This is a genomic window from Bacteroides caecigallinarum, assembly GCF_016902295.1.
GTDB lineage: Bacteria > Bacteroidota > Bacteroidia > Bacteroidales > Bacteroidaceae > Phocaeicola > Phocaeicola caecigallinarum_A.
In genome coordinates, this window is the sequence record NZ_JACJLQ010000023.1 from 24791 (window position 1) to 43090 (window position 18300).

The 18300-nt window shown below is 40.1% G+C and carries 14 protein-coding genes; 5 read left to right on the forward strand and 9 right to left on the reverse strand.

All coding sequences use genetic code 11. The annotated features are described in order from the left end of the window. The 5 genes from H6A27_RS09170 (at window position 1) to H6A27_RS09190 (ending at window position 7693) form a co-directional block, all read left to right on the forward strand. A complete protein-coding gene (locus tag H6A27_RS09170; RefSeq protein WP_204403539.1) occupies window positions 1-1584 on the forward strand; it encodes an alkaline phosphatase family protein in 1584 nt (527 codons plus the stop codon). 99 nt (window positions 1585-1683) lie between these two features. After that, window positions 1684-4977 (forward strand): preprotein translocase subunit SecA, encoded by a 3294-nt coding sequence (secA, locus tag H6A27_RS09175; protein WP_204403541.1) that lies wholly within the window; start codon window positions 1684-1686, stop codon window positions 4975-4977. Window positions 4978-5112: 135 nt separating this feature from the next. Beyond that, complete coding sequence (locus H6A27_RS09180) at window positions 5113-6096, forward strand: DUF6340 family protein (RefSeq protein WP_204403543.1); 984 nt, start codon at window positions 5113-5115, stop codon at window positions 6094-6096. A 60-nt stretch (window positions 6097-6156) separates the two neighbouring features. Further along, window positions 6157-6606 (forward strand): hypothetical protein, encoded by a 450-nt coding sequence (locus H6A27_RS09185; RefSeq protein ID WP_204508476.1) that lies wholly within the window; start codon window positions 6157-6159, stop codon window positions 6604-6606. Between the two features lie 88 nt (window positions 6607-6694). After that, window positions 6695-7693 carry an MBL fold metallo-hydrolase gene (locus H6A27_RS09190; protein WP_204508477.1) on the forward strand — a complete coding sequence of 333 codons (999 nt, stop codon included), beginning with the start codon at window positions 6695-6697 and terminating at the stop codon, window positions 7691-7693. A gap of 94 nt (window positions 7694-7787) precedes the next feature. On the opposite strand, the gene H6A27_RS09195 is transcribed toward H6A27_RS09190, so the two are convergent. From H6A27_RS09195 to H6A27_RS09235, 9 genes are all read right to left on the reverse strand, one after another. Then, complete coding sequence (locus H6A27_RS09195; protein WP_204508478.1) at window positions 7788-10415, reverse strand: valine--tRNA ligase; 2628 nt, start codon at window positions 10413-10415, stop codon at window positions 7788-7790. Between the two features lie 104 nt (window positions 10416-10519). Continuing rightward, complete coding sequence (locus H6A27_RS09200) at window positions 10520-11626, reverse strand: DUF4421 domain-containing protein (protein ID WP_239469649.1); 1107 nt, start codon at window positions 11624-11626, stop codon at window positions 10520-10522. A 34-nt stretch (window positions 11627-11660) separates the two neighbouring features. After that, window positions 11661-12650 carry a Gfo/Idh/MocA family protein gene (locus tag H6A27_RS09205; RefSeq protein ID WP_394800009.1) on the reverse strand — a complete coding sequence of 330 codons (990 nt, stop codon included), beginning with the start codon at window positions 12648-12650 and terminating at the stop codon, window positions 11661-11663. A 6-nt stretch (window positions 12651-12656) separates the two neighbouring features. Next, a complete protein-coding gene (locus H6A27_RS09210; protein WP_204508480.1) occupies window positions 12657-13472 on the reverse strand; it encodes a transporter substrate-binding domain-containing protein in 816 nt (271 codons plus the stop codon). 24 nt (window positions 13473-13496) lie between these two features. After that, window positions 13497-15584: a putative porin gene (locus H6A27_RS09215; RefSeq protein ID WP_204508481.1), complete on the reverse strand. Its 2088-nt coding sequence runs from the start codon at window positions 15582-15584 to the stop codon at window positions 13497-13499. Window positions 15585-15669: 85 nt separating this feature from the next. Then, complete coding sequence (locus H6A27_RS09220; RefSeq protein WP_204403560.1) at window positions 15670-16212, reverse strand: 2-oxoacid:acceptor oxidoreductase family protein; 543 nt, start codon at window positions 16210-16212, stop codon at window positions 15670-15672. Window positions 16213-16242: 30 nt separating this feature from the next. Beyond that, a complete protein-coding gene (locus H6A27_RS09225) occupies window positions 16243-17010 on the reverse strand; it encodes a thiamine pyrophosphate-dependent enzyme (protein ID WP_204403562.1) in 768 nt (255 codons plus the stop codon). Window positions 17011-17031: 21 nt separating this feature from the next. After that, window positions 17032-17202: a hypothetical protein gene (locus H6A27_RS09230; RefSeq protein ID WP_204403563.1), complete on the reverse strand. Its 171-nt coding sequence runs from the start codon at window positions 17200-17202 to the stop codon at window positions 17032-17034. Between the two features lie 17 nt (window positions 17203-17219). Then, on the reverse strand, window positions 17220-18299 hold the full coding sequence (locus tag H6A27_RS09235) for a 3-methyl-2-oxobutanoate dehydrogenase subunit VorB (protein WP_204403565.1): 1080 nt from the start codon (window positions 18297-18299) through the stop codon (window positions 17220-17222). Between the last annotated feature and the right edge of the window lies 1 nt (window position 18300).

The window sequence follows — 18300 nt, forward strand, 5'->3', positions numbered from 1 at the left end:
ATGAGAGAGAAACTTATAACATCTTTAATTACAGCTATAGTTATTACCGGTATCAATGCCCAAAACGTTCCGGCTGTTCCTAAGTTGGTGATAGGTCTGACAATTGATCAGCTACGAACTGATTATATAGAAGCATTTTCTTCCATGTATGGTGAAAGAGGTTTCAAACGCCTTTTTAAGGATGGACGTGTGTATATGAATGGTGAGTATGAATTTATCAAACCTGACCAATCATCTTCTGTCGCTTCTATTTATACAGGAACTACACCTTATTACAATGGAATTGTTGGCAATGATTGGATGGACAGGAATTCATTATGCGTGGTAAAGAGTGTTGATGATAAATCATATATGGGGATTTATACATCTGAAAATGTATCTCCAAAGCACCTCTCTGTATCTAATCTGGCTGATGAACTTATGGTTTCCACTCATGGACAGGCGCTTGTGTATTCTATAGCTCCTACAAAGGAGGTCGCTATTATGGGGGCCGGTCATGCGGCAAAAGGTGCATTCTGGATAAATGACGATACAGGTAAGTGGAGTGGAACTACTTTCTATGGTATCTTCCCTGAATGGATTACTGATTTTAACGACCGTAACGGATTGGATTTCAGAATAGACCAGATAACATGGGGACCATATTTACCAGTTACTGCATATAAAAATCTCACTACTGTATCTAAACAAATTACTTTCAAACATAACTTCACTGATGAACGTCTGTATAAATACAAAAAATTTAAAACAAGTCCGTACGTCAATGATGAAGTTAATAGGCTTGTTGATGTTTTCCTGAATAATACAAATGCAGGAGTTGATGAAACACCTGACTTATTAACTTTAGGGTATTATGCAGGAAACTACGATGGAAAGTCTGATAGTGAATATGCTATGCAGATTCAGGATATGTATGTACGTCTTGACAACAGTATAGGTGATTTGCTTGATATGATAGACCGTAAGGTTGGATTGAAGAATACATTGATATTCATTACTTCAACCGGTTACCGTTCTCCTGAGCCTGAAGATTCGCCTGAATATAAAATACCTACAGGAGAATTTTATTTGAAACGTTGTTCTGCTTTACTTAATATGTATCTTATGGCTATATATGGCCAGGGACAATATGTTGAGACTTATTATGGTAATCAGATATATCTTAATCATAAACTGATTGAGGATAAAAATTTAAGTATTACTGATGTTATGAACCGTTCATCCGAATTTATTGTTCAAATGAGCGGAATACGTTCGGCTTATTCTTCTCAGCGTCTTTTGCTTGGTGCTTGGGATCCTAAGATTGAGAAAATAAGGAATTCTTTTACAAGAGAATGTTCAGGTGATTTATATATAGAGATATTACCTGGATGGAAGATTGTGGATGAGTTTTCCAATAATGTTAGAGTAGAACGTGAGTCATATTCTTCGGTTCCTGTATTCTTTTTTGGATATAATATAAAACCAGAAATTGTATATTCGCCTGTCAAGGTCTCGGCTGTAGCGCCAACTTTGGCACATTTCATGCGTATCAGGGCTCCTAATGCCAGTGTTGCGGCTCCTTTGACTGGAATATGTAAATAAATTTATGTAATTGCCGCATTTTGAGGGTTTTTAATTATCTTTGTGCGCTGTTGAGCATATTTAACGGCATTAATCAGTAAATAAAATAAGTAATATATAATGGGATTTAATGAATTTATAAGTAAATTGTTCGGGAACAAGGCTTCTCGTGACATGAAGGAAATTCAGCCATGGGTAGAGAAAATCAAAGCTGCTTACCCAGAGATAGAGAAGCTGAGTAATGATGAATTGCGTGCTAAAACGGAAGAATTGAAACTGTATATCAAGAATTCCGCTGTAGCCGAGAATAAAAAGATTGATGAACTAAAAGCTACAATTGAGAATACAGATATCGAAAAGCGTGAACCGATTTTCGCGCAAATAGATAAATTGGAAAAAGAAGTTCTCGATAAATACGAAAAGGCATTAAGTGATGTCCTTCCGGTAGCTTTTGCTATCGTAAAGGATACTGCAAGACGTTTCGCCCAAAATGATGAACTTGAAGTGACAGCCACAGATTTCGATCGTGAATTGGCTGCAATGGGAAAAGATTTCATTCGTATAGAAGGTGATAAAGCTATATGGAAAAATCATTGGATTGCCGGGGGTAATGATATGAAATGGGGAATGATACACTATGATGTACAGTTGTTCGGTGGTGTCGTTCTTAACCAAGGAAAAATTGCTGAAATGTGTACTGGTGAAGGTAAGACTCTTGTGGCTACATTGCCTGTATTCCTTAACGCTTTGACTGGAAACGGTGTTCATGTAGTAACTGTCAATGATTATCTTGCTAAACGTGACTCTGAATGGATGGGGCCTCTCTATATGTTCCATGGATTGAGCGTTGACTGTATTGACAAACATCAGCCTAACTCAGCAGCACGTCGTAGGGCATATATGGCTGATATTACATTCGGTACTAATAATGAGTTTGGTTTCGACTATTTGCGTGACAATATGGCCAACAGTCCTAAGGACCTTGTACAGCGTAAACATAACTTTGCAATTGTCGATGAGGTGGACTCAGTCTTGATTGACGATGCCCGTACTCCTCTTATTATTTCTGGTCCTGTGCCAAAAGGTGACCAGCAGTTGTTTGAAGTGTTGCGTCCATTGGTGGAACGTTTGGTTGAGGCGCAACGTAAGCTCGCTACACAGTATTTGGCAGATGCAAAACGACTTATAGCTTCTGACAAGAAAGAGGATGTGGAAGAAGGTTTCCTTTCATTGTTCCGTAGCCATAAGGCACTTCCAAAGAATAAGCCGCTTATCAAGTTCCTTAGTGAACCGGGTATTAAGGCTGGAATGTTGAAAACAGAGGCTATCTATATGGAAGCAAACAACAAGCGTATGCCTGAAGCAGTGGAACCTCTTTATTTCGTAATAGATGAGAAATTGAAGAGCGCAGACCTTACTGATAAAGGTATTGAACTTATTACAGGCTCCTCTCAGGACCCAACATTGTTCGTCCTTCCTGATATTGCCGCTCAGTTGTCTGAACTTGAAAATGAAACTTCACTCAGCGATGAAGAGAAATTGGCTAAGAAAGACGAATTAATGACAAACTATGCTATCAAGTCAGAACGTGTTCATACTATCAATCAGTTGCTTAAGGCATATACAATGTTTGAGAAAGACACAGACTATGTAGTTATGGACGGGCAGGTTAAAATCGTTGACGAACAGACTGGACGTATTATGGATGGTCGTCGTTGGAGTGACGGTTTGCATCAGGCTGTCGAGGCTAAGGAGGGTGTTAAGGTTGAAGCTGCAACCCAGACATTCGCTACAATTACGCTTCAGAACTATTTCCGTATGTATCACAAACTGTCAGGTATGACAGGTACTGCAGAAACTGAAGCTGGTGAATTTTGGGATATATATAAACTTGATGTAGTGACTATTCCTACTAACCGCCCTATAGCACGTATAGACATGAACGACCGCGTTTATAAAACTAAGCGCGAGAAATATAAAGCTGTTATTGAAGAGATTGAAAAGATGGTTGAAATGGGACGTCCGGTACTGGTCGGTACAACATCTGTTGAAATCTCTGAAATGCTGAGTAAAATGCTTACTCTCCGTAAGATTGAACATAACGTTCTTAATGCTAAATTACATCAGAAAGAAGCTGACATCGTTGCAAAAGCCGGTTTGGGACGTACAGTTACTATTGCTACCAACATGGCAGGTCGTGGTACCGATATCAAGTTGAGCGACGAAGTCAAGGCTGCAGGAGGTTTGGCGATTATTGGTACCGAACGTCACGAATCTCGTCGTGTTGACCGTCAGTTGCGTGGTCGTGCCGGACGTCAGGGAGACCCGGGTTCTTCAGTGTTCTTTGTTTCTCTTGAAGACGATTTGATGCGTTTGTTCTCTTCCGACCGTATAGCGTCTGTAATGGATAAGCTTGGTTTCAAGGAAGGCGAAATGATTGAACATAAGATGATTTCAAATTCTATTGAGCGCGCGCAGAAGAAGGTTGAAGAAAATAACTTCGGTATCCGTAAGCGTTTGCTTGAATATGATGACGTTATGAACAAACAGCGTAATGTAGTTTATACAAAGCGCCGCCATGCGTTGATGGGTGAACGTATAGGTATGGATATCGTTAATATGATATGGGAACGTTGCGCAAATGCTTTGGATATGGCTACATATCATGAAGCCAAGATGGAAATTCTTCAGACACTTGCAATGGATACTCCTTTCACGGAAGAAGAATTTGAATCAAAAGATAAGAATATTCTTACTGAAAATACATTTGATGCTGCGATGGAAATATTCAAGCGCAAGACTGACCGTATGGCACAGATAGCACATCCTGTAATTAAGCAGGTATATGAAAATCAGGGAAAAATGTATGAAAACATCATGATTCCTATTACAGACGGTAAGCGTATGTATAATATTCCTGTAAACTTGAAGGCAGCATACGAGTCTGAATCTAAGGAGATTGTTAAGGCTTTCGAGAAAGCTATACTTCTTCATACTATTGATGAGGCTTGGAAAGAAAATCTTCGTGAGCTTGACGAACTTAAGCATTCTGTGCAGAATGCAAGTTACGAACAGAAGGACCCGTTGTTGATTTTTAAACTTGAATCAGTCAAACTGTTTGACAATATGGTGGCAAAAATCAATAATAATACAATATCTGTATTGATGCGTGCCCAGATACCTGTACAGGAACCGGAACAAGTGCGTGAAGCTGCTCCAGAACCTGCACCTAAAAAACAGCAATATAAGGAAGAAAAAGTAGATCTCAATGATGAGGCACAGAAGAAAGCTTCAGGTAAGGACACAAGAGAGGTGAAAACTGAGCCTTATAAAGCAGAAAAAACCGTAGGTAGAAATGATCCATGTCCTTGTGGAAGTGGGTTAAAGTATAAGAACTGTCACGGTAAAGTATAAGATTTTTAATAAAACTAATATTTAAAGGTCGTCTCTTAACAAAGGGATGGCCTTTATTATTGTTCCTTTATTACCTTTTAACTTCATAATATTCAGAAAAATATTAATTTTGTACAGATTAAAATTTAACATATTATGAGAAAATGTGCTTTATATATCGTTTCGTTGTTGAGTATTGTATTTGCGTCATGTAGTTCTATACGTACACTTACCTTTGACCAGCTATCTCCGGCAGAAATAAATTTCCCATATCAAGTGTCTGTAGTTGGGGTTGTAAACAATATGCCATATCGATCTGAACCGAAAAAAAATATTTTGACTTTGGGACAATTGGAAGCAGTTGGCAAAAATGCTGCAGAGACTTTGGCTGGTATTCTTGCAGACAGCAAATATTTTAATCAGGTTATAATATGTGATTCTGCTCTTAGGGCTGATAATAATACTGCTACTCTTTCTGGTATTGAAGTTGATAGGTTGTCTTCAATGCTTGGAGTTGACATGATTGTTTCTTTCGAAAGATTACTTCTGGATGTAGAGAAAAAAGAATATTCTAATCCGGGTTGGGACGTTTCAATTCCTATCTTACAAGTTCAGACAAGTCCGGTAGTTAAATTATATATTCCTGGCCGACAAAAGCCATTGATAGAACTTACAGCTTGTGATACTTTGTATTTCGATTTGGGATATGGAGTTTCTGAAGATGAAATTATTGTGGAAGCTACAAAGCACGCCGCTTCTGTGATGTGTAATAAGATTGTTCCAAATTGGCAGACTGTGAATAGGCTGATGTTCGATGGTGGAGGAGTTGAGATGCGTGATGCGAGTGTATATGTCAATGAAGGTGATTGGGGATCTGCCCGCGAATTGTGGATTCATGTTTATAATCGTCAAAAGAAAGGTAATGCTAAGTTCAGGGCCGCATATAATGTTGCACTGTCGTACGAGATGACAGGAGATATGGACAATGCTGAAGAATGGTTGAAGAAAGCTTCAGATTGTGTGAAATCAGGTTCAGAAGAAGAAATGGTACTTAAGTATTATATGAGTCAGTTTGTCAAAAGGAAAGTCGAATTTGGCAAGTTGAATATTCAAATGGGACGTTTTAATAACAATTTTTGACCTGTTTGTTTTGATACATTATAATTTTTAGTAATTTTGAGGTAATAAAAATTTATGCCTATGAATGTTAGTGAAAAAACACGTGCAGCTATATCATCAACTATTAGAGAAGCATTATGCAGATATGTCTCAGGCGATGAAAATTCTGTAGTTACGGATATTCATTTGCTCCCAAAACAGGATAGTGGTGAACTTTTGATTTTCAACGACGATGATGAAGAATTGGCACGTACCATTATAGAAGAGTGGATAGAATGTGATACTGACGATTTCATGAAAGAAGTCGAGTCTGTTCTTCGCTCAGAGATTGCTGCATTGAACGATCAGAGGTATTTTGAAAAGCTGTCTTTGCTTAAACCATATTCATTTGTTCTTGTAGATGAGGATAAAGAAACGGTGGCAGAGTTGATGCTTGTTGATGATGATGATACATTATTGCTCAACGATGAACTATTGAAAGGGCTTGACGAAGAACTTGATGCTTTTCTGAAAGAACTGTTGGAAAAATAATTAAGATAAATTGATGGTCGGGGTAAGGTCTCTTTTAGTCTGTATAGCCTTTCCCCGACTTTTTTGTATTATTTAAATAGGTGTAGTTATGGGAGAAAGGATTTTGTTTAGAAGAAATGAACAGCTGCATACCGTGAACCCAAGATGGCGTGGCAATCCTTCCGTTAAAGGCAAGTTCTTTAACCGTCAGCACAGATGGCGTCCCGGTATGGGAAGTATATTGAAATGGAGGTTCTCGCCTAATCCGCAAAGGAAAGAAAAACGTAGGATAAAGTGGAATCCCAATGTGAGATATCTCCATAGTCTTGATGCGGTAACAGGCAATTCGCTGATATGGCTTGGACATAATTCTTTTTTTCTTCAGTTAGGCGGAAAACGTTTCATGATTGATCCTGTTTTCGGAAACATACCTTTTGTGAAGAGAAGAAGTACTTTTCCTGCCGATCCTTCAATATTCAGGAACATAGATTATTTGCTTATCAGTCATGACCATTTCGATCATCTTGACAAACCGAGTGTGGCTCGTCTGGTTTCCGAAAATCCCGGAATGAAGTTGTTTTGTGGTATCGGTACCGGACAACTGATAAAAGGATGGTTTCCTGAAATGGAGGTAATTGAAGCCGGATGGTACCAGCAGCATAAGGATGACGGACTTTGTCTGACCTTCCTTCCGGCACAGCACTGGAGCAAAAGAGGAGTGAGTGATGGCGGTGAGCGCCTTTGGGGAGCTTTTATGATACAGGCAGACGGAATAACTATTTATAATAGCGGTGATACGGGATACGCTCACCATTTTAAGGAGTTGTCTGATATTTTCCCACACATTGACTATTGTATGATTGGAATAGGAGCATATAAGCCACGATGGTTTATGAAACCTAATCATATATCTCCATATGATGCCCTTACTGCTTCTGCCGAGATGGGTGCACGAATGACTATACCGATGCATTACGGCACTTTCGATCTTTCAGATGAGCCTTTGTTTGACCCGCCTCATGTATTTGCGGTTGAGGCGAGAAAAAGGAATATGGATGTTATGATTCCTGAATTGGGTGAAGTGGTTAAATTACATCATATTAGATAGGATCTGTTTTCTTGGAAAACATGAAATCTATATAAACAAAAAATGAACAGCCTTTCGGATGTTCATTTTTTGTTTTATATAGATATTCGGTTGATTACTTTTTCAAGGCTGCGATGCTTTCTTTCAGTGCTGCAATCTTGGTTTCTGCGTCAGCCTGTTTCTTGCGTTCCATTTCAATAACGTTAGCCGGAGCCTTGCTTACAAACTTCTCGTTGCTTAGCTTCTTCATTACGCTCATGAGGAATCCTTCCTGATATTTCAGGTCTGCTTCAAGCTTCTTAAGCTCTTCTTCCACGTTGATAAGGTTGCCCAGAGGAACTGCATATTCAGTTGTACCAACCATGAACGAAGCTGCACCTTCTGCCTTTGCATCTACCTGTGCTATTTCAGACAGGTTACACAATTTCTCTATCACAGCATTGAAGTCTGCTACAGGGCTTTCTCCAACCACTTCAAGATTCAGAGCCTCTTTCTGAGCAATGTTCTTCTGAAGTCTGATAGTACGGATACCACCGATAACTTCCTTCACAGCTTCAAACTTGTTGATGATAGTTTCATCATAAGTCTCTGTCATATTAAGAGTCTGAGTCATGATGCTTTCACCATCCTTGCGGTCATAGATGTGCTGCCACAACTCTTCAGTGATGAATGGCATGAACGGATGCAGAAGTTTGAGCAGTGTATCGAAGAAACTCAAAGTCTTTTCGTAAGTCACGCTGTCGATAGGCTGTCCGTATGCAGGTTTCACCATTTCAAGATACCAGCTTGAAAATTCGTCCCAGAACAGTTTGTAAACTACCATAAGAGCCTCGCTCAGTCGGTATTTGCCGAACAGGTCGTTTACCTCGGCTGTAGTCTTTGCAAGCATTGCCTCAAACCATTCAGTTGCAAGGCGTGCGTATTCAGGCTGTTCGTTGCCTTCTACGTTCCATCCCTTTACCAGACGGAATGCGTTCCATATCTTGTTGTTGAAGTTACGTCCCTGTTCGCATAGAGCGTCGTCAAACAAGATATCGTTTCCTGCAGGAGCAGCAAGCATCATACCCATACGTACACCGTCGGCACCATATTTATCAATCAGTTCAAGCGGGTCTGGTGAGTTACCGAGTGACTTGGACATCTTACGGCCGATTTTATCGCGTACGATACCTGTGAAATATACATTCTTGAAAGGCATATCGCCCATATATTCATATCCTGCCATAATCATACGTGCCACCCAGAAGAAAATGATGTCCGGTCCTGTTACAAGGTCGGCAGTAGGGTAGTAGTATTTTATTTCCTCGTTGCCAGGATTGTTTATTCCGTCGAACAGAGAGATAGGCCACAACCATGAAGAGAACCATGTATCCAGACAGTCTTCATCCTGACGCAGGTCTTCAATCTTCATGTCCTTATTGCCTGTTTTCTCGATGGCAAGTTTCAAAGCTTCTTCAGCTGTTTCTGCCACTACAAATCCGCCCTGAGGCAAGAAGTAAGCAGGAATTCTGTGTCCCCACCACAACTGACGGCTGATACACCAGTCCTTGATGTTCTCCATCCAGTATTTGTAAGTGTTCTTGTATTTTGCAGGATAGAATTTCAGTTCGTCGTTCATTACAGGTGGCAATGCCATGTCTGCAAAGTGTTTCATCTTCAGGAACCACTGCATTGACAGTTTTGGTTCGATGGCTACGTTTGTACGTTCAGAGAAGCCTACCTTGTTGTTGTAGTCTTCAACCTTTTCAAGCAGGCCTGCTGCTGCAAGATCTTTTTCTATCTGTTCGCGAACGTCGAAACGGTCCATACCTACATACATTCCGGCAGCTTCGCTGATAGTACCGTTGTCATTGAAAATATCTATTGACTGGAGGTTATATTTTTCACCCAGCATGTAGTCGTTTACATCGTGTGCAGGAGTTACTTTCAGACATCCTGTACCGAATTCGATATCAACGTAGTCATCTTCGATAACAGGGATTACTCTGTTCACCAACGGAACAATCACTTTCTTGCCCTTGAGCCATTCGTTCTTTGGGTCGTTAGGATTGATACACATTGCTGTATCACCCATGATTGTTTCAGGACGAGTAGTTGCAACTACGGCATAACGTCCTTCAGCATCACCTTCAACCTTATATCTCAGGTAGAAGAGCTTGCTGTGTTCTTCCTTATAGATAACCTCTTCATCAGAAAGTGCAGTGAGGGCTTTTGGATCCCAGTTCACCATACGAACGCCGCGATAAATCAGTCCCTTGTTATACAGGTCTACGAATACCTTTATCACGCTCTTGCTTCTTTCTTCGTCCATAGTGAAGGCTGTGCGGTCCCAGTCGCATGAAGCACCAAGTTTGCGCAGCTGTTTCAGGATTATGCCTCCGTGTTCGTGAGTCCAGTCCCATGCATGTTTCAGGAACTCTTCTCTTGTGAGGTCAGTCTTTTTGATACCCTGCTGGGCCAGTTTGTTTACCACCTTGGCTTCTGTTGCGATAGATGCGTGGTCAGTACCCGGTACCCAGCATGCGTTCTTGCCCATCATGCGTGCGCGGCGCACGAGGATGTCCTGTATAGTATTGTTAAGCATGTGTCCCATGTGGAGCACTCCGGTCACGTTTGGTGGCGGGATTACGACGGTATAAGGTTCGCGTCCGTCCGGTTTAGAACTGAAAAGTTTGTTGTCCAGCCAATACTGGTACCATTTCCCTTCCACATCTGCGGGATTGTACTTACTTGCTAATTCCATGATTTATATCTAATTATTATTTGTTTTTACGAAATGTATAATCGGTTGCAAAAGTAATAAAAGTTGTTCGAAAATTCAATATAATGACCAATAGTCTTTATGACTTATTCCGTACGACGATACTGTTTCCTTTTCCAGAAATTGAATCCGGCATAAATCTTAAGGCTTCCGAAGGAATTTGTCATCGAGAAGTTATCTTTCCTGTAATCGTAAGTATGCAGTATAAGTGTTGCTCCAACATAATATTTGCTGTTGTTCCATGTTATTCCTGCTCTTGTTATTAGGTCGAAGTTTATGTCCTTAACCCATTGTGTCCAGTCGGTATTTGGTGTAGTCGGTGCATCGTTTATTCTTGATTTCTTATAACCTATTGCGGGAAGTAAAGATATGTTTAGAAGGCAGTTCTTTGCGAATACCCAGTTATATCCATATCCCAAACTGAGATTAAAGTCTGTATATGTTAGTCTTCTGAAATTTAGTGAGGGACGTATTTGATTTTTTATTTCCAGAGGAAGTTTGCTCTGGTCAAAAGAAATATCATGTTGTGAGTATGCGAATCCAACCATCAGTGAACCGCAGCTTTTTTTCTGATTTGTTGATTGACTGTATGCCGCCGGGTACGAATATTTGTCACTTTTGAATATATAGTATGCGTTTAGTCCTTTTATGCAACTGTTAAGGCCATTGAAACTTGTACCAATATATTTTTCAGCATTATTGAAGTTCTTACAAGTGGTTATTTTGAAATCGCTTCCACTCTTTCTGTAGTATAAATCCAATCCGAACTTGGCGCTATACAAATTGAATACCATTTCTGTTTTTGGCTTTTCTCTTTCTTTTTTAAATAAACTTGCCAGGTCGAATGAATAGCCTAAGAAAATCCATCTCCATCCAAAATAGAATCCCAACTTTGTATTTACTTTGGGCGCAAAGCCCAATAATTGGTTACCGTTTTCGTTTGTTGTTCCAAGATGGTAATGTTCGAACCATGTGCTTTGTTCAAGCATGAAAGTCAAGTTATACTTGTTTGGTTGTATATAGCTTGTGTCTGTAGCGTTAAACCAATCAACAGCTTTTCCGAGAAATGATTTTGACTTTTCAATAGTTTTTTCGGTCAGCTTTATAGAGTCGTTTACAAAAAAAGTCCGCACGTATTCTTTTTCCTTATTCCTGGCATTGAGTGAGTTTGGAATGAGGAGTAAAAGTATCATTGTTGAAACTAAAAGAATGCGTGCCGACATTATGCTAAAGTTTATTCAGTATTCGGTCCATCACCCAGTTGGTAGGTGTAGCGCTTATCCCGTCGCAAGTACAGATCGCTTTTCCCTGTAAGTGTTCCACTACAGCTTTAATCAAAGGTAACTGTACGTGTGGAGGGTTAGGGGGTAGTATTTCTTCTCTTCCTCTTTCTGTGTGTAATGCAATAGGTTCGTAAGTAAAAACTGAGAAGCAAATCATACCTTTGTCTCCAATTATTTCTATTCTGTCTTCTTTGGCAGATTCGTGTGCCACGAAGCACCATGATCCTGACCCTGGAAGTCCGGAATCGAATTTGAAGCAAGCGCTTATTGTATCTTCTGCCGGATATAATCCCCCGCGGTTATTCTTGTAGCCTTCGGCTTCGAGTATGCAACCGAACATGTCTTGAAGTAAGTCAAGTTGGTGGGGTGCCAAATCGTAGAAATATCCGCCTCCTGCTATTACGGGTTGTACCCTCCAAGGTAGGTTCTTGCTGTTATAGTCGAGTGCTCTCGGCGGTTGTGCAAATCTTATCTGTATGTTTATTACATTTCCAATCTCTCCTGACGCAACAAGTTCTTTTACTTTTTGGAAGTATGGAAGATAACGCCTGTAGTAGGCTACAAAGCACGGGATTCCTGTTTCTTTCGATATTCTGTTTATTCTGGCACAGTCTTCGTATGAAGCCGCCATAGGTTTTTCAATATATACAGGTTTTCCAGCTTTCATAGCCATTATTGCGTATGTAGCGTGTGAAGATGGAGGAGTAGCTATATATATTGCGTTAACTTCTTCGTCGCCTATAAGTTCCTGTGCGTCTGTGTACCATTTTGGAATGTTATGTCTTTCAGCGTATGATTTCACTTTTTCTTCGTCTCGGCTCATGACGGCTACCACTTTTGAACCTTCCACCATATTGAATGCTGGACCACTTTTCTTTTCTGTCACTTCACCGCATCCGATGAAACCCCAATTTACCTTATCAAAATTCATCATATCAGACTAATAGTTTCGCTTAAAGTATTTATTATATAAATCTTTATATTCCTTGGTTTTAATATATTTCTCCAGCCAGCAGTTTATACTGTCCAGAAGCATTGGGGCATTTCTATTAATTCCCCATGAGTAGAACTGATTAAAGCTTATGTTTGTATTCAGATTAAGATTCTTGAATCTTCTTATGTACATATTTGCGGTTCTTTCATCGCATACGGCATAATCAATATCTCCGGCCGACACCATCGCCAAGAGTTGTTCAGGACCATAATCGGTTATTTCTTCTATATATATCGAATCGCCTATTTCGTCCATCAGATTATTGATTCTCATCAGTGCTGGTGAATCCTTTATTATATGTATGGTCTTGCCGGCAAGTTCAAGAGGGCTGTCAATACGATTGTCTTCATCATTCCTTTGAATAAGAATCTGTTTTCCGATGGCAAAAGGATTAGTAAATAAAATACTGTCTTTCAGTTGCGAGGTTGTTGCTGTTCCAAGTGCAATCATGTCATATCTTCCTTCAATGACCCCTTTAATTCTTTTCTCAAAACTCATTTCTGGCGTCATTTCAAGTTTCAGTCCTTTCTCTTTGGCAAAAGCACTTAAAATTTCGTAATCAAACCCATAGGTCTCTCCTTTAAATATGTAAAAACTCAGTGCATTATATTCTGTCACAGCCTTTATAACTCCTGATTCCATAATCCCGGGATAATCCCTCGGGTAGAACTTTTCTTCCGGATTCTTTCTGGAGAACAATAGTATTATAACAGTCGATACAACTATTATGGATATTATATATTTCAGAAGTTTTTTTGCCATATAATCAAACTGTTTTATTGATAGTTAATCAAAGAAATTCCATGAAAGCCCCAGTTTTAGCCCTCTTGGGTTTAGTGGATAATGTGGTGCGAAGAAATAACTTCTTTCACCGGTTCCCTGTACTAAATTATACATCATCAGGAAGAAACGTGTACGTTTGAGATGCAGGTTTATATAAGCATTTACAAGTGGATATCCACCGAGTTTATATTTTGTCTCAGGATTCTGCAGATAAAATTGTCCTATGGCTGGAGCGTAGTCAGGCGCATAGTACTGTGTAAAATATCTTACGTCGGCCCCTAATTCTACAGAAAGTACTTTTTTTGCCAGTTTGGCTCTTAAATACAGATTGTGATAAAGTACCAACTCAGGCAAAGGCAGAACATTGTTGTTACTACTCTTCTGATATACCACTTCATTGTCAAGGTGCAGAATGCCAAGCTGGAAGTCTTGTCTTAATTTGGCGCTGAATACTTGAATGCTTCCAGGGTTTTGTTTTACGGCTACATTGTTTTTGTAAGTCTTTACATCTTCATTATTCTGGTCTGCATATACTACTGATACATTGTCCAGATAAGTGTAGTTCGTTATATTTTCAACTCCGGCCTGAAGTTGCGTACGCCAGTGGTCAATACTGAGTTTTCCTTCAATTTTTGTTCTGTTAATCATTGACAGATTATTGTCCCACCAGTAATGTTTGGAGTGGAAATGTCTGTAGTAAAATGCTGGATTTACATTTTTTACATAAGCGTTTACGTCCAGTCTCACAGTATCGTTGAACAGACGGAAATTGAGGTCTCCTTTTCCTTCAATATTGAATTGGCCTATGTCCTCACCCAAAATCGCTATTTCTCCTAATACATCATAGTGTAAAGTCTTTCCTTGCGACTTAATCAGTTGTCCTCCTACGGACAGAGTATTTTCCTTGTAGTCTCTCATGAATTGTCCTGCACTGCCTTCAATGCTGTCTGTCATTGAGAATCTTCTGTGTTCGAAGCTTAAAAATGCTGTAAGTCCGGCTTTGGCCCATTTGTTAAAACCTTCTCTAAGTGATATTCCAACTGTATTTTTTACAGACATGTATTTTGTTACGTCAGTTGAATCAGTTCCCAGATAATGGTTTTCGAAATATTCTCTGTTTTGATTATCGTCGTAAGAGATATATTGTCGTTTGTTCATATCCACTTTTACGGTGTGTATGAAGCTTGTTACAGGAACAAATACTTCTCTTGCTATGGTATCATTCTCTGACGTTTCGTCCTTATAGAAGCCTAAGTTATATCTGTGAGTAAGGAATGCGTGATATCCGGTATTTTTGTTCCAGATGTCTTGAAGGTTTGTCTGTATTTCGTATGATTTATATTCTCTTCCTCCGTCTGCCATATCCAAAGGATGTGTTATATAACGGTCATCTACAATACCACCGTTCTCTGTTACTTTGATATTGTCGTTTATTAAGCTGAAATGCATGTCGTACTTGTCGCCATGATAATATGCGAACAGGTTACCGTTGAATTGTGCGGTTGACTGATTCATGTATTTACCTCTACCGTATATGTAGTCGATATTGAATCCGAAACCAAGTCTTTTGTTGGCATTTACAGCAAAGTATGCCTTAAATCTTTCTTCAGAGCGTTTTCCGGCTCCATGCTTGTAATATGTAAGATTTGTAAAGGGTGACTTAGTGTTTGTGTAGATTAATTTACTTGGTGTTATGAGGGCAAAGTCGTATGGATCTGTGAAAAACTCCTGAGTTGTTTCAGCTCTTTCGAAAAATACATGCGAGATACGTGGCGAACCTAAGTTACCAAGATATGTATAATGGCCTGTAGGACCTCCGTTGTCGTTTGAATTCTGAAAACCGAACAGAAGTGTATCTACGGGTACGGTAGTCTTGTTTCCGAAACGTTCGTCTATAGTCCAAGAGCTTAACCCCACAGGAATTGTACTTGCGTCATTAACTGCTGTAGTATCTATCGGGTTACCGTTTCTGTCAAAACGGTCGCTGTTTAATCCTGAAGCAGAAGAACCGTATTGGCTTTGCATCATGTTTTGCGCGAATGAATTTACGCAAAACAGTATTAATATAGTTGTAAAAATAATCTTTCTCATATCGTGGCAAAGATACAATAAAAAACGAAAAAAGGAGGATAATCATATATAGATTACTCCTCCTTTTTGCATATTTGATGCTTAATTAAGCTTCCTTTATTATATCCATACCAATGTGGATTGCTTCTTCGTTCATCGGAATAAGATGATGGTGGCGCTCAGGCAAAGTCTTGCGCAGCGCTTTAAGAACGCTTTCTATTGAAACTACCGGCATAAGTTTAAGCAAACCTCCCAATACTATCATGTTGAATGTCTTGGCCATATTTCGTTCGTTGGCTTCGTCCATTGCATCGATACGATAAACTTTGATGTCTTTTCTTGTAGGAGGGTTGATGATACCATATCCGTCGTAGATGAGTATTCCGCCAGGTTTTACCTTGCTTTCGAATTTAGCCAACGATGGTTGGTTCAATATTATGGCACAATCGTATTTGCTCAATATGGGTGATGAAATTCTTTCATCGCTCACAATAACCGTTACGTTTGCTGTACCACCTCTTTGTTCAGGTCCGTATGCCGGCATCCAGGTCACTTCCTTGTTTTCCATCAATCCGGAGTAAGCAAGAATTTTACCCATAGACAACACTCCTTGTCCTCCAAATCCGGCTATGATTATTTCATGCTTCATTTTCTTAAGAATAATAGGGTGATTGAATTATTATAAAGTGGTGTCTTTCAAGTCACCAAGCTGATAGAATGGGAACATGTTCTCTTCCATCCACTTGTTGGCCTTTTCCGGTGACATTTTCCATCCTGAGTTACATGTAGAAACTATCTCCACCAGGTTAGAGCCTTTTCCCTGCATAGAATTCTCAAATGCTTTTCTTATGGCTTTTTTTGCCTTGCGGATAGCGGCTACTGTGTGTACGGATTGTCTTGTAACGTAGCATGTACCTTGAAGTGTTGCCGCTATTTCTGTCATTTTAAGCGGGTATCCGTGTATTTCAGGATCACGTCCGTAAGGGCATGTCGCAGTTTTCATTCCTACAAGTGTTGTAGGAGCCATCTGTCCTCCGGTCATACCGTATATGGCATTGTTTATAAAGATGATAGTGATGTTCTCACCTCTGTTCAGCGCATGAATTGTTTCTGCTGTACCAATGCATGCCAAGTCACCGTCCCCCTGATATGTAAATACCAGTCTGTCCGGCCATAATCTTTTAATTGCTGTCGCAAGGGCAGGCGCACGTCCGTGGGCTGCTTCCTGGCAGTCAATGTCAAGATAGTTGTACATGAAGACAGCACAACCGACAGGGCTTACGCCCACAGCCTTTTCGCTCATACCCATTTCTTCAATCACTTCGGCTATAAGTTTGTGTACTACTCCGTGGCTACATCCAGGGCAGTAGTGCATAGGGTTATCATTGAGAAGTTTCGGCTTCTGGTAAACCAGATTTTCCGGCTTCATTATTTCTTCTTTTGTCATATTCTTTTCCTCCGGTTATTGTCATAGTAAGAAGCGGAACACGAACTCTACCATTTTCAGGAAAAGAGAAGCACCGCATACATAAAAGAATACAGTCTTGTCGTCGCCTGAGGTAAAATAGATAATGACTGAAGCGAGTGCTCCAATCATAAACAGTATGTTCAGTATGTTTCTTATCTTATCGTTGTCCATTATTGTTTCTTACTTGGTTATTTAATGAGTTTTTCTTTAAGGGCATCAACAACTTCGTCAGGATCAGGAACGATACCTCCTAATCTTCCGAAGTGGTGAACCGGTACTTTGCATTCTACAGCTAATTTCACGTCTTCAATCATTTGTCCGCTGTTGAGCTCAACTACCAATATACCTTTTACTTGTTTTGCTCTGTTTGCAATTTCCGGGGTAGGGAACGGCCATAACGTGATAGGGCGGAATAATCCCACCTTTATGCCTTCTTCGCGTGCATGTTCCATGGCCTTTTGTGCAATACGAGCACATGAACCGAATGCAATAATCAGATATTCTGCGTCTTCGCATTCTATTTCCTCGTAGCGTCTTTCATTTGCCTCAATCTCTGCGTATTTATTTTGCAGATGAATGTTTCTTTGTTCCATTACGGCAGGATCAAGTTCAAGTGATGTAATGACATTAGGTTTACGGCCTTTACATCCTGTCGCTGCCCATGGACACTGTTCCAATATCTCTGCTTCAGTACGTCGTGGTCTTGGTTCCGGTAATACAACTTTTTCCATCATCTGACCTATTACACCATCGGCCAGAATCATTGCCGGATTACGGTATTTGAAAGCAAGGTCAAAACCAAGTTTTACAAAATCTGCCATTTCCTGAACTGAAGCAGGTGCAAGAGCTATGAGGTGATAGTCACCGTGTCCTCCACCTTTAGTGGTCTGGAAATAGTCTGCCTGGCTTGGCTGGATTGTTCCCAATCCTGGTCCTCCACGCATTACGTTTACTACGAGGCAAGGCAATTCTGCTCCTGCAATGTATGATATACCTTCCTGTTTAAGGCTGACTCCAGGACTTGACGATGATGTCATTACCATTTTTCCTGTTCCCGCACCTCCATAAACCATGTTTATAGCGGCAACTTCACTCTCAGCCTGCAGAACTACCATTCCTGTTGTTTCCCACGGTTTCTGTTCTGCCAGTGTCTCAAGTACTTCCGACTGTGGAGTGATAGGGTAACCAAAGTATCCGTCGGCACCTATGCGTATTGCGGCATGTGCTATGGCTTCGTTACCTTTCATTAGAACTACTTCTTCTGCCATA